This is a genomic window from Methylobacterium sp. J-088 (assembly GCF_022829295.1).
Lineage (GTDB): Bacteria > Pseudomonadota > Alphaproteobacteria > Rhizobiales > Beijerinckiaceae > Methylobacterium.
Genome location: NZ_JAKSYH010000278.1, coordinates 1 through 12,973 on the forward strand (window position 1 = coordinate 1; position 12,973 = coordinate 12,973).

Sequence of the window (12,973 nt, forward strand, 5' to 3'; positions counted from 1 at the left end):
CGCACCCTGGGCGTGGCGGGCCCGGTCCTCGATGTCGTCGGCGCCGACGAGGCCGCCCACGGTCTCGCGGAGGCGTCCGCCGAGGTCACGGGCGGTGTGGGCGACCTGCCCGGCCGCGGCGCGCACGGTGTCCTTAGCCTGGCCGTAAAGGTTCTCGGGCTTGCCGCTCGCCTCGCGGGCTCGGCCCTCGGCCGAGTGCCGCTGCGAGCCGTGCAGGTCGCCCACCGCGCCCTGCACCTTACCGCCGAGTTCCTTCGCGGCGCCCGTGATCCGGTCCGTGTCGACCATGTCGTTCTCCTGTCTCCTGGTGTGTTTCCGCAGCAGAGCGGTGGGCTGTCATGACCCGCAGCGCTGCCGGCTTTCCGTCGACTTCGGGCTCCGCCGTTGGGACTACCCCTCGGCGTCAGTCCAAAGATCCCCGGTCAACTTGCTGATGGCCCGTCGCATCGAGCCGTTGGAGAGCCTTTCGGACCCGAATTCTTCCGCTCGAGCCTTCGGCATTCCGTTTTCGATGCGCCTGGGTTGTCCCGAAGATGTGTCCTACGCTTAACCGATCAATAGTTCATCTATACCGGTACGGTAGTTAAGTTTGCTCATTATTCGTGAGCGGAAACCCGTTATCGCGACCCCATATGATCGCTTCGCTGCGCTTGTGAATACCGAGCTTGCGGTAGAGCGCTGCCCCGTGATTCCGCACGGTGTTGCGCGAGAGGCTGAGCTTGCGTGCAATCAAGTAGTCGCTCAGGCCGGAGCAGATCAGGTTGAGGATCTGCCGCTCGCGCACCGTCAGACTCGGCATCGATCCGTCCGCGTTCTCGCGACCCGGGTGACGAAGGTTGGCCAGCTTGTCGATCAATCCGCGGCTGAACCACGACGTATCGGCCATCACGGCTTCGATTGCGTCGAACAACTCGCGCTCGGTGTGCTTGCGATCGGTGATGTCCTGCAGCACCATCAGGATGAAATCCCCATCGTCGATGGTGACCCGCTCGGCCGAGACCAGACAATCGAGGTTGGTCCCGCTCTCGTGGCGCAGACACACTTCGACGCCGAACACGAAGCCGCTTTCGGCCATCGCCGCATCGAAGCGCAGGCGCTGAGCGTCCTTTATCCAAAGGCCCGCTTCATCGAGGCTGCGCCCGACGATTCGATCCTCGCCGAAACCGAACACGCGCCCGAAGGCGTCGTTGATGCCCGTGACGCAGCCATCCTGAGAGCGCGCCAGTACGGTCGGCACCGGCGTCATTCGGAACGCCGTGGCGAAGCGCGCCTCGCTCTGGCGCAGGGCGGTCTCGGCCTTCCGGCGCAGTTCGAGGTCGGCGAAGGTGAACAGCATGCAGGGCTCGTCGCCGAGTTCGATCTGCTGGCCCGCCACGATCACGAACCGCGAGCCGCCATCGGGCAGGTCGAGGCACGCCTCCATCTGCGGGATCGTCCCGCCCTCGTGCAGCCGGGAAATCGCCAATTCGCGGTTGCGGGCATTGGCCAGGACATCGACTTCGTAGACGCTGCGGCCGATCACGGCATCGCGTGTGAAGCCGGTCATCTCAAGAAAGCCGGTGTTGACCTTGACGTGGCGCAGGTCGGACAGCCGCGTGATGATGGCGGGCGCCGGGTTGGCGTTGAAGGTCGCCTCGAAGCGCTCCTCGGCCTCGAACTGATCGGAAACGTCCTTCAGGATCAGGGCGAGGCAACTCGGTTTGCCCTCGCGGTCGGTGGCGACCAAGCTGCGCAGGCAGTGGACGAAGTCCAGCTCCGGCTTGTCGGCCCGCTTCACCTCGACGACGACATCGTGGAAGGTCTCGCCGGCCACGACGCGCTCGATCGGGTAGTGGTTGGGCGTATTGTTGTTGCGGTAGCGCAGCGAAAACCGATCGCGGTAGGCGTCCACCGTCTGGCCGAGCTCGTCGAGGCTCTGAACGCCGTGCATCGCCAGGGCAGCCTCGTTGGCATACGCGATGGTCTGATCGGGCTCGACCAGGATCACGCCCTCGCTCAAGCCGGCGATGATCTGTCGGAGCTCATGCCTGTCCACGCCCACCGTCACGGCCGATCCGGCTCCCTCTGATCCGCGGCGCCTATCCAGCGCAACGGCTCAAACGGGTTGCGCGCAAGCGGGTTCCAGTGAAGGCGAACTTTTCACTGGTATACCTGCATCATTGACGCCATCGAGATCGACCAGAGATAAGTTCTGGCCGTTGCGAAAGCGCGATAAGCCGAGCAGCGTCGATTACCATTCATCGCAACCGGTGATCCCGACGTGCAACCCGCCGATGAACTGCGCGACGCGGCCGACGCTGCCGGGCACCATCATGCTTTTGTCCCTGGAGATCTCGGGGTACGGTTACGCGAATACTATCCAGAAGTTGCTGCAGTTGATCCAGCTTCGCCTCTCGGTGCGGTGCTCGGACGGCTCTCTGTGGCGTTGGATACGGCCGACACGCGCCGCCAGGTCCCGAACGCCTTCAAGGATGACCTGATCGGCCTCGTTCCACGGCTGCGCCGCTACGCGCTGTCCCTGACCTTCGACGGCAACGAGGCCGACGATCTCGTGCAGTTGACCCTTCTGAAGGCCTGGGAGCACCGCGGACGATTCGAGCCCGGGACGAGCCTGGTGGCGTGGCTGTTCACGATCCTGCGCAACGGCTTCATCAACGGACGTCGCAAGCGCAGTCGGGAAGTGCCGGACCCCGACGGCGCGCACGCGGCCAACCTTTCTGAACCGCCCCGGCAGGATCACACGCTCCGCCTGCGCGATCTTCAGGCGGCGATCGGCCGGCTCGAACCCGCCCACCGGGAAGCGCTGATGCTGGTCGCCGTCGACGGTCTGCCCTACGAAGCTGCCGCGAGCGTGATCGGCTGTCCGTCCGGCACCGTGAAAAGCCGCGTCAGCAGAGCCCGCGAACGCCTGACTCGGGAACTCGGCGCATGACGTCCGTTTCTTCGTCGATGCCCCTCCAGGGGGCACCCATCGTTTCAGCGCTGTCTGCCCGCGGCACGTGGAGTGATCCGAGAGCTGAGCGAGCGAGTTCGCCCTCACTCGGCCCGGCTTCTGCGTGGAGTCTCGGACCCCACAGGCTGCATGCAGCTCGACGGGGGGAGCCACCGTCAGGCGATGGGCGACCAGATCCGGCACCGCCGCCGCGCGAGCGTCCCCTCGGCGCGGACGAGCCCTCAGAACCCATCGATAACCCGCTCGACGGCGAGCGGCCCGGCCCCGGGCCGGACGTGCCACCGGGCGACCCTGCCGGCCCGGATCTGCAGGATTGACGGTCGCCTACGCATCAGCGTGTCGACCCCTCGGGACACGAGTGTGACCCCAAGCCTTTTCGAACGCGTGAGTGCCCGTTCCAGTAGCGTCGCTGGTTCCACGCTGGGCCCGGGCGGCTTTACCCCGTGAGATCAAGTCGGTGTGCAGCGTCTGCGCGGGAAGGCCATCGTCGTAGGATACCCGCCGGACGCGTCCAGCTGCTTTCTCAGAGCCCGAGGGTAATGAAGGCGATCACAAAAGCGTCGGCGTTTATGAGGATCTGAATAGGCGTAGAGCGGTGTCCTCGATGCTTATCTCAGGCAAGCAGATGATACAGGATCGTCAGAACCAACCCGGCTGCGTTGACAACGCTGAGAGCCACAAAAGCACCGGCCATGGTGCGCTGCAAGGTTGGCTTGTTGCACAAGAACCTCTCAGCGACCAGTGCAATGACGAGCACTGGAAGGCTCGATATCAAGAGTAGAATTTTCAGAAAAACACTCAACACTTGAAGCGTTAACGATGACGTACAAATACGAACGCCGGGAACGTCATGGGTCCCTCGACTGCTCGCGATTGGTGAATGGCGCCTATGTTCCGGCGTGAAAGGAGAGGCCATCGTCATCTCGGCTGACTTCGCGCGGACGTTATGCAACCTAAGATAGCTATTGACTGTAAATACAACCTTGCGGCGATCCGCACCTGTGCTCGATTGAGGGTTAAACTTCGCGGCGTCGAAAGCTCGGTTTCAGCAGACACAGATACCTCCTGCGTCCGAACGAGCGAGGCGGTGGCGATCTGGCTCTCGACGGAGACGCAGCTGCTGCGGCCTGATGCGGTTCCCGGCCCATGGCGCAGCCGACCACGAAGGCGCCGAGGGCGCCTGTCCCGAGAAACATCAAGATCCCGCCGGAATCGGCCGCGAGCATTCGCGAGGCGGCCTACTGGTGGGTCCGCGTTGACTGGCGTGGAACAGGTCGCGGGTCACGACCGACATCATATCGATCCGCGCCTGCGGATCCGGTCAGACATTCCGGCGGTGGTGCGCTCAGCATGCTGGGCTCGCCAGTAGCGTCGGAAGCGCTTCGCCAATGACCAGGGCGGTCCCGCCAGAAAAGCGGGACGATGCCCCGCTTCCTGTAAAGCTTCTATCAAAATTCCGGAGACATGCGCCGGTGGCGCTCCCAAGGGGAATCGAACCCCTGTTTTCGCCGTGAGAGGGCGACGTCCTAGACCGCTAGACGATGGGAGCTTTCCGGCGGCGCGGGGGTGCTATAGCCACCACCCGCCCGTGGAGCAAGTGCCTTCCTGGGAAATTCGCATCGGCGGGGCGGATAGGTTGCGGATCGGAGACGTGGTGGACAACAGCATCGAGGAACGCGTCGGCACCGTAGCCGAGGGCGGCATCCGGCTTGATCGCGCCCTGGTGGCGCTTTTTGCGGATCTATCTCGCGCACGGTTGCAGGATCTCATCCGCGAGGGTCACGTCAGCAGGGATGGGGCGTTGATGCGCGATCCAGCGGCAAAGGTCGCGGCGGGGACCCGCATCGTCCTGACCCTGCCCCCGCCGATACCGGCGGAACCGGCGGCGGAGGAAACGGACCTGCCGATCGTGTTCGAGGACGACGACCTGATCGTCATCGACAAGCCGGCCGGTCTCGTGGTGCATCCTGCGCCCGGGCACGAGAGCGGGACCCTGGTGAACGCGCTGATCGCCCATTGCGGAGCCAGCCTCTCCGGGATCGGCGGCGTGCGCAGGCCCGGGATCGTCCATCGCCTCGATAAGGATACGAGCGGCCTGATCGTTGTCGCCAAGAACGATGCCGCGCATCAGGGTCTGACCGCTCAGTTCGCCGATCACGGCCGCACTGGCCCCCTCGAGCGTGCCTACGCTGCGATCGTGTGGGGCCTGCCGCAGCCGCGCACAGGTACGATCAGCGCGAATCTGGCACGCTCCCGCTTCCATCGTGAGAAGATCGCGGTGGTCTCGGATACCTCCGGCCGCCACGCCATCACGCATTACTCGGTCACCGAGACCTATCCGGACGCCTCCCTGGTCCAGTGCCGGCTGGAGACCGGGCGGACCCACCAGATCCGCGTGCACATGGCCCACCGCGGCCATCCGCTGCTCGGCGATCCTGTCTATGGCGGCGGGTTCCGCACCAAGGCGTCACGCCTCTCACCGGACGCGCGTGCCGCGCTGACGGCGCTCGGGCGACAGGCGCTCCATGCCGCGCTGCTCGGGTTCAGCCATCCGCGCACCGGCGTGACGCTGCGGTTCGAGAGTCCGCTGCCGCCGGAGCTGACCGCGTTGGTGACGCAGTTGCGCGCGGATGGCCCGGACCGGACCAGCCTGTAATCCGGCACGGCACGCGTGCGAAACTACACCCCGTACCGCGTCACATCGTGCCATGGTACAAACTGATTTGGCCGATTGCGCGTTGATGACGACGTAGGTGTCCTCGATCGCGACCGGCCCCGGCGACCCGTACGAGATGGGTGGCCGGCAGGGTCGGCTCAAGAGCGGCCCAAGTGGACGGCACTGTTGCCCGTCGCGTCCGCCCGTCAGGGGGACTTAGGTCCAGGAGAAAGCCATGGCCGGTGCGCTGCCCGTGCTCGCCAACGAAGGTGGCCTGTCGCGCTACCTCGACGAGATCCGCAAGTTCCCGATGCTGGAGCCGACGGAGGAGTTCACGCTGGCCAAGGCTTGGCGGGACGCCGGCGACCGTGAAGCCGCGCATCGCCTCGTGACGTCGCATCTGCGCCTCGTCGCCAAGATCGCCATGGGTTACCGCGGCTACGGCCTGCCGATCGGTGAGGTCGTGTCCGAAGGCAATGTCGGTCTGATGCAGGCGGTGAAGCGCTTCGATCCCGACAAGGGTTTCCGGCTCGCAACCTACGCCATGTGGTGGATCAAGGCTGCGATCCAGGAATACATCCTACGCTCGTGGTCGCTCGTGAAGATGGGCACCACGGCGAACCAGAAGAAGCTGTTCTTCAACCTGCGCAAGGCCAAGGGCAAGATCTCGGCCCTCGACGAGGGCGATCTCAAGCCCGATCAGGTGAAGCAGATCGCCACCCGCCTCGGCGTGCCCGAGCAGGACGTGATCGACATGAACCGGCGCCTGTCCGGCGACACGTCGCTCAACGCCCCCCTGCGCGAGGAGGGGGAGGGCGAGTGGCAGGATTGGCTGGTCGACAATTCACCCAGCCAGGAGACCGTGCTGGCCCACGAGCAGGAGGGGCAGAACCGCCTCTCGGCCCTGCGGGACGCCCTCAGCGTTCTTAACCCGCGCGAACGTCGCATCTTTGAAGCCCGGCGGCTTGCCGAGGATCCAATCACGCTGGAGGATCTCTCGGGCGAGTTCGGCGTCTCACGCGAGCGCGTTCGGCAGATCGAGGTGCGCGCCTTCGAGAAGGTGCAGGAAGCGGTCAAGCGCAACATCGCGAACCGCGAGTTGCCGCGTACGGGTATCGAGGCGCACTGACGTTTCTAGGTACGAAGATGCTTCGACACGCCCACGGTGCGCGATAGTCGGTCAACAGGGTTGGCAAGCTCGACAAGCCCCCTCTCCCGTGCCGGAGAGGGTTGGGGTGGGGGACGAGAACCCACAGGATCGGGCTCATCCTCGAAGCGCCGACAGGTCTCGCTCCTTCCAGTGAGTTCTTATGCTTTGCCCTGTCCCTCTCCCGCTCGGGAGAGGAGACCCTCTGCCCTTTCGGTAATGCTAGCGGCAAGTCGCGTACTTTGTCCGCCATAGCATACACCGCTCAGGCCATGAGCCAGTCGCAGGTTTTCGTGGCAAGACTGGCCGTCGCTTCGGCGAAGTCTCCACAAGCGGAGGCTTTCAACGGCCGCACGCCCACCCGCAGGTTTTCACTGCCAGGACGCGAAGGCGTTCTGCATCACCTGTGAACCCGTGGAGCCCTTCTCGAAGGTCAAGACCGCACGCCGTCCGGAGGTGTAGCGCAAAGCCAGATCGAACCAGTTCTTGTGGAGCAGAAGATCCGTGTTGCGCTCGACGTCGTTGGGCAGCGACGATAGGCCGATGAGGAACAGATTGTCGCGGACGCGGACGGGAAGACCCGAGACCGGCGAGCCACGGGCGTTCTGGTCGTCCTTTGCCTGAAGCAGGCCGATATCCTGGATCGTCCGAACGTCACCGCCGCCGGTCTGGCTGAAGGCCAGATTAACCGTATGGGATGCCGGCAGGGTCGCATCGAGATTGCGCTGGATGGTCATGACCAGTGTGAGCCCCGCATCGGGAATCGTCACGGTCGCCACCACGGCGTTCTGAAGCGGCTGCCCCTGATCCCCGTTGACCGTATCGAGCCGCCACGTGACGCGGCCCGACAGCAGTGTCGGCTGAGCGTTCTCGGTGCCCTGCACCTCTTCGATCAGCTCGGCCCTCTGGGCGACCGATACCGCGGAGTCCGAGGACGGTGCCATGGCACGCTGAGGCGGAGCGCTGTTCGGGCGGGGTGAGGGCCGCGGGGCAGGTGCGGCATCGCCGCCGACGCGGTCGCCGTATTTGGCCTCCCCGTCCGGCTGCTGCGTGTCCGCGGTCTCGGTCCCGCTCGACGGGAGGATCTGGGGTCGGTCGCGGAGCAGGAAGGCGGCCACGGCGATCATGGAGATCACCACGGCCAGCATGCCGCCGACGAAAAAATTGCGTAGCAACCGCGAGCGTTCGGCCCGCGGAGGCACAACTTCGATGCGTGGACGCTGGCGGCCATTGCCGGCATCGGCGACTACGGCGCCGAGATCGGGCTCGTCCACCGGTGACGGACCGTCGGCAAACTCGCTCGGTTCGGCCGCGACGCTCGGGGAAGAACCGGTCCGCGGCGGGGCGATCGTGATCGGAGCCTCGCGCGGCTCATCCGTGGGCTCCAGAACGGATGTCGGCGGTGCGACAGCGCGTTCGAATGGCGGCTTGGCCGCAGGCAGCGTTGGCTCGGAGATTTGCGGCCGCGGAGGCGCAGGTTCGGATGGCGCCGGTTCAGGCGCGACCGGAGCCGGAACTGGCTCCGGGCCGGCCGCCAATGCGGCATCGTTGGCCGGGGCCGGAAGCCCGCCGTGATCCACTTCCAGCCGCTCGATGGCGGAATCCAGAGCCCGGCGTTCGAGATCGATATCGGCCTCGGACAGCGGCGGATCGAGGGATCGGAGCTGGCTGATCAGGGCATGGCGCGCGCGGTCGTAGACCGCCTTGCGAAGGGCGGGCGTTCGATCCGGCAGCGCATCGAGCGCGCGTGCCAGAAGCGGGTAGTAATCGGCCATGTGCCCCTGATCCGCCCCTACGGCCGCCGGCCGGTGCACCGGTCGATGGCCGGGAGCCGAGGGATCCGACCATCCCGCTAGGATCGGCCGCGGCCCTCGGCCGATGATGTCGTGTCCGCTTCGCGCGGGGCCGCGGCCCAACGCTGGTCGGTTCGTCGATGGCCGCCCGCCGCGCAAACGGGTGTCGAGCCCCGCACCCGTTCTAGATCACGCCTGCGCGGCCTGGATATGGGCGGGTCGTTCAAAATGATGCGTCGTCAACGCGATAGCGTGCGATCCGTCAGTCTTCGAACGGGTTGTGCATGAGGATCGTGTCATCGCGCTCCGGTGATGTTGAGAGCAGCGCCACGGGCGCGCCGATCAACTCCTCGATCCGGCGGACATACTTGATCGCCTGCGCCGGCAGGTCGGCCCAGGAGCGGGCGCCCGCCGTGGTCTCGGACCAGCCTGGGATCACCTCATAGATGGGCTCGACACGTGCCTGAGCGGCTTGGCTCGCCGGCAGATGGTCGATGGTCTGCCCGTCCAGCCGGTAGCCCGTGCAGACCCGGATCTCTTCGAACCCGTCGAGGATGTCGAGTTTGGTCAGCGCAATCCCGTGGATGCCCGAGGTCCGCACCGTCTGGCGCACCAGCACGGCGTCGAACCAGCCGCAGCGCCGCTTACGCCCGGTGTTGACGCCGAATTCGCGACCGCGGCTGCCGATCGTCTCGCCGATCTCGTCGAACAGCTCGGTCGGGAAAGGCCCCTCCCCCACCCGCGTGGTGTAGGCCTTGGCGATTCCGAGCACGTAGCCGATCGCCCCCGGACCGAGGCCCGAGCCCGTCGCGGCCTGGGCGGCCACGATGTTGGACGAGGTGACGAACGGGTAGGTGCCGTGATCGACGTCGAGCAAAGCCCCCTGCGCGCCCTCGAACAGGATGCGCTTGCCGGCCCGGCGCTCCTCGTCGAGCAGCGCCCAGACGGTGTCGGCGTAGGGCAGAATCTTCGGCGCGATCGCCTTCAGCTCGGCGAGGAGCGCCTCGGCGTTCACCTCGTCGATCCCGAGGCCGCGCCGCAGGGCGTTGTGGTGGGTCAGCACCCGCTCGATCTTGGCGGGCAGCGCCTCCGGATCGGCGAGATCGACCACACGGATGGCCCGGCGTCCGACCTTATCCTCGTAGGCCGGGCCGATGCCGCGCTTGGTCGTGCCGATCTTGAGGCCAGCATTGGCGGTCTCGCGGAAATGGTCGAGCTCGCGGTGCAGGGGCAGGATCAGCGTGGCGTTATCGGCAATTCGCAGGGAGGCGGGTGAGACCTCGACGCCCTGCGCCCTGATCCGATCGATCTCGTCCACGAGGTGCCAGGGATCGACCACCACGCCATTGCCGATCACCGACAGCTTGCCGCCGCGGACCACGCCGGAGGGCAAAAGCGCCAACTTGTAGGTGACGCCATCGATGACCAGCGTATGGCCAGCATTGTGCCCGCCCTGGAAGCGAACCACGATGTCGGCCTGCTCGGAGAGCCAGTCGACGATCTTCCCCTTGCCCTCGTCGCCCCACTGGGCGCCCACAACGACGACGTTGGCCATGTCTGCCTGCTTACCCGCGACGGAAACCGGGACGGCGCCACCCACGGGTGCAGGCGGCGCACGTCGTCAGCCGTTTCCGCGATCCGAGCAGCGAAATCAAGCAATTCGCCCGCATAACGCACCCGCGACCAGATCGCAGCGGACTACTTTGCCTCCGTGCCCGGCGCACGCCCCGGCAGTTCATCGGGCTTGATCACCGGCATGGAGCCGGACTGATCGGGTTTCACCACCGTTCCCGTGGTTCCATTGGCTGGCGGCTTGATGACCCCGTCATTCTGCTGGAGCTTGTCACTGAGCGACTGATCCTGCGGCGGCGAGTCCGGGCTCGGGCGCACGCGCTCGGCCGGCATCTCGGTCGGCGGCGGCAAAGCGGGATCCGTGTCGCGGCCCTTCAGCGGGGCGTCAGGGTTCTGCGCGTAGGCCGGAACCGTCAGCAGTGTCGCCGCCAGTGCAGCAAACAGGAACATCTTCGGCACGATCCGTCTCCCCTCTCGTCTCCGATTTCGGGGAGGAACAGTCGGGGGCGGCATCCGTTCCTGGGGCGCGCCGCTTCCCGATCGACCGGCGGGGGCTCTCAACCCTGCCGCGCAGCCGCGATATAAAGCTCGCGCATGCGCCGGGTAACCGGACCGGGCCGCCCCTCACCGATCGTCCGGTCGTCGATCTGAACCACCGGCATCACGAAGGCCGAGGCGCTGGTGTAGAACGCTTCCTGAGCCTCGTAAGCCTCCACGACCGGGATCAGCCGCTCCTCGATCCGCAGATCGGCTTCCTGTGCGAGGCGCAGCACCGAGGCCCGGGTGATACCGGGCAGCAGCGCGGTCGACAACGGCCGGGTCACCAGGACGCGCTCGCGGCTGACGATGAAAGCTGTGGACGACGAGCCCTCGGTCACCGCCCCGTCTTCGACCATCCAGGCCTCGGCGACGCCGGCCTCGGCGGCCTGCTGCTTGGCCAGCACCTGGGCCAACAACGCCACCGACTTGATGTCCCGGCGCTTCCAGCGGAGATCCTCGACCGTGATCACCCGCGCGCCCGTCTCGGCGAGCGGGTTGGCCAGCACGGTCTTGGCCTGCGTGAACATCATAACGGTCGGAGTGACATCGCCCTTGGGGAAGGCGAAATCGCGCTCGGCGACACCTCGGGTCACCTGCATGTAGACGAGGCCCTCGGTGACGCCGTTGCGGGCGACGAGCTCCGTCTGCAACCGCTCCCAACCCGCGGCATCGTGCGGGTTGCGGATACCGATCTCGCCGAGCGACCGGTCGAGGCGCGCGAGATGGGCGGCGTTGTCGACAAGCTTGCCGTCGAGGATCGCCGAGACCTCGTAGATTCCGTCGGCGAACAGGAAGCCGCGGTCCATGATTGGCACGCGGGCCTGCTCGAAGGGGAGGAATTCGCCGTTGAGGTAGACGGTACGGGGAGCGGTCACGGGCAGCCTTCCTGTGTTCGTCGCTGGCCTGAAGCAGGAATCGTGCGGCGCCCTCAGGCCACGCCGAACACCCGCGCAAAAATCGTGTCCACGTGCTTGAAGTGATAGCCGAGATCGAAGCACTCCTCGATCTGCTCGGGCGACAGGGCCGCCGTCACCTCCGAATCGGCTTTCAAGAGTTCGAGGAAGTCGCCCTCCCCACGCCACACCGGCATCGCGTTGCGCTGGACCAGACGGTAGGAGTCCTCCCGCGAGACACCCGCCTGTGTGAGCGCCAGCAGAACCCGCTGCGAATGGACGAGACCGCCCAGCCGGTCGAGGTTCTTCTGCATGTTGGCCGGGTAGATGAGCAGCTTCTCGATCACCCCGGTCATCCGCGCCAGGGCGAAGTCGAGGGTCACGGTGGCGTCGGGGCCGATCATCCGCTCGACCGAGGAATGCGAGATGTCACGCTCGTGCCAGAGGGCGACGTTTTCCAGGGCCGGGGTGACGTAACCGCGGACCATCCGGGCGAGGCCTGTGATGTTCTCGGTGAGGACCGGGTTGCGCTTGTGCGGCATCGCCGAGGACCCCTTCTGCCCTTCGGAGAAAAACTCTTCCGCCTCCAGCACCTCGGTGCGCTGGAGATGACGGATCTCGATGGCCAGCCGCTCCAGTGAGGAGGCGACGACGCCGAGCGTCGCGAAGAACTGCGCGTGGCGATCCCGCGGGATGACCTGGGTGGAGACCGGCTCGGCCGTCAGCCCCATCTTCTCGGCGACGTAGACCTCGACCCGCGGGTCGATGTTGGCGAAGGTACCGACCGCGCCGGAAATCGCGCAGGTAGCGACCTCCTCCCGGGCCGCAACCAGACGGCGGCGGTTGCGCTGAAATTCGGCATGGGCCTGGGCGAGCTTCAGCCCGAAGGTCACGGGCTCGGCATGAATGCCGTGCGAGCGGCCGATCGTCGGGGTCAGCTTGTGCTCGAAGGCCCGGGCCTTGAGGGCGTCGAGCAGAGCATCAACATCGGCGATCAGGATGTCGGCGGCCCGCACCAGCTGCACGTTGAGGCAGGTGTCGAGCACGTCCGAGGAGGTCATGCCCTGGTGAACGAAGCGCGCCTCCGGCCCGACGATTTCCGCGAGATGGGTGAGGAACGCGATCACGTCGTGCTTGGTCACCGCCTCGATCGCGTCGATGCGGGCGACGTCGAACACCGCGTAACGACCCTTGGCCCAGACGGTCTCGGCAGCCTCCTTCGGCACGACGCCGATCTCGGCCAGCGCCGTGGTGGCGTGGGCCTCGATCTCGAACCAGATCCGGAAGCGGCTCTCAGGCGACCAGATCGCGGTCATCGCGGGGCGGCTGTAGCGGGGGATCATGGGGCCTCGGCGCGGTCCGGAATACGTGCGAGGCCGGTAGCACGCGCTGCCCCGGCCGCTCAATGCAGATCCGTCA

Annotated in this window: 10 protein-coding genes and 1 tRNA gene; 3 read left to right on the plus strand and 8 right to left on the minus strand. The window is 66.2% G+C overall.

Annotated features, from left to right (window positions below):
• Positions 1-288, minus strand: a 288-nt coding sequence (locus MKK63_RS29990; RefSeq protein WP_244008031.1) for a CsbD family protein, incomplete at its 3' end; no start/stop codon positions are given.
• 295 nt (positions 289-583) lie between these two features.
• Positions 584-2,047 (minus strand): helix-turn-helix transcriptional regulator, encoded by a 1,464-nt coding sequence (locus MKK63_RS29995; RefSeq protein WP_244008033.1) that lies wholly within the window; start codon positions 2,045-2,047, stop codon positions 584-586.
• A gap of 372 nt (positions 2,048-2,419) precedes the next feature.
• Between MKK63_RS29995 and MKK63_RS30000 the strand changes: the two genes are divergently transcribed.
• Positions 2,420-2,932 (plus strand): sigma-70 family RNA polymerase sigma factor, encoded by a 513-nt coding sequence (locus tag MKK63_RS30000; protein WP_244008035.1) that lies wholly within the window; start codon positions 2,420-2,422, stop codon positions 2,930-2,932.
• Between the two features lie 1,494 nt (positions 2,933-4,426).
• Here the strand turns inward: MKK63_RS30000 and MKK63_RS30005 are convergent.
• Positions 4,427-4,502 (minus strand) — tRNA-Glu (locus MKK63_RS30005).
• Positions 4,503-4,604: 102 nt separating this feature from the next.
• Between MKK63_RS30005 and MKK63_RS30010 the strand changes: the two genes are divergently transcribed.
• Positions 4,605-5,609: an RluA family pseudouridine synthase gene (locus MKK63_RS30010; RefSeq protein WP_244008037.1), complete on the plus strand. Its 1,005-nt coding sequence runs from the start codon at positions 4,605-4,607 to the stop codon at positions 5,607-5,609.
• Positions 5,610-5,844: 235 nt separating this feature from the next.
• Positions 5,845-6,738, plus strand: coding sequence for an RNA polymerase sigma factor RpoH (gene rpoH, locus MKK63_RS30015; RefSeq protein ID WP_244008039.1), 894 nt, complete (start codon positions 5,845-5,847; stop codon positions 6,736-6,738).
• A 389-nt stretch (positions 6,739-7,127) separates the two neighbouring features.
• Here rpoH and MKK63_RS30020 read toward each other — a convergent pair whose 3' ends face one another.
• From MKK63_RS30020 to purB, 5 genes are all read right to left on the minus strand, one after another.
• Positions 7,128-8,531, minus strand: a complete 1,404-nt coding sequence (locus tag MKK63_RS30020) for a histidine kinase (protein WP_244008041.1) — start codon at positions 8,529-8,531, stop codon at positions 7,128-7,130.
• A 280-nt stretch (positions 8,532-8,811) separates the two neighbouring features.
• Complete coding sequence (locus tag MKK63_RS30025) at positions 8,812-10,104, minus strand: adenylosuccinate synthase (protein ID WP_244008043.1); 1,293 nt, start codon at positions 10,102-10,104, stop codon at positions 8,812-8,814.
• A gap of 143 nt (positions 10,105-10,247) precedes the next feature.
• Positions 10,248-10,580, minus strand: a complete 333-nt coding sequence (locus MKK63_RS30030; RefSeq protein WP_244008045.1) for a hypothetical protein — start codon at positions 10,578-10,580, stop codon at positions 10,248-10,250.
• Positions 10,581-10,678: 98 nt separating this feature from the next.
• Positions 10,679-11,536: a D-amino-acid transaminase gene (locus tag MKK63_RS30035; protein WP_244008047.1), complete on the minus strand. Its 858-nt coding sequence runs from the start codon at positions 11,534-11,536 to the stop codon at positions 10,679-10,681.
• Positions 11,537-11,589: 53 nt separating this feature from the next.
• A complete protein-coding gene (gene purB, locus MKK63_RS30040) occupies positions 11,590-12,897 on the minus strand; it encodes an adenylosuccinate lyase (RefSeq protein WP_244008049.1) in 1,308 nt (435 codons plus the stop codon).
• Positions 12,898-12,973: the final 76 nt, after the last annotated feature.

Excerpts from the sequence above, each read along its gene's own strand:
- purB (WP_244008049.1), bottom strand. The coding sequence starts at position 12,897 with ATGATCCCCCGCTACAGCCGCCCCGCGATGACCGCGATCTGGTCGCCT.
- rpoH (WP_244008039.1), top strand. The coding sequence starts at position 5,845 with ATGGCCGGTGCGCTGCCCGTGCTCGCCAACGAAGGTGGCCTGTCGCGC.
- MKK63_RS30025 (WP_244008043.1), bottom strand. The coding sequence starts at position 10,104 with ATGGCCAACGTCGTCGTTGTGGGCGCCCAGTGGGGCGACGAGGGCAAG.
- MKK63_RS30020 (WP_244008041.1), bottom strand. The coding sequence starts at position 8,531 with ATGGCCGATTACTACCCGCTTCTGGCACGCGCGCTCGATGCGCTGCCG.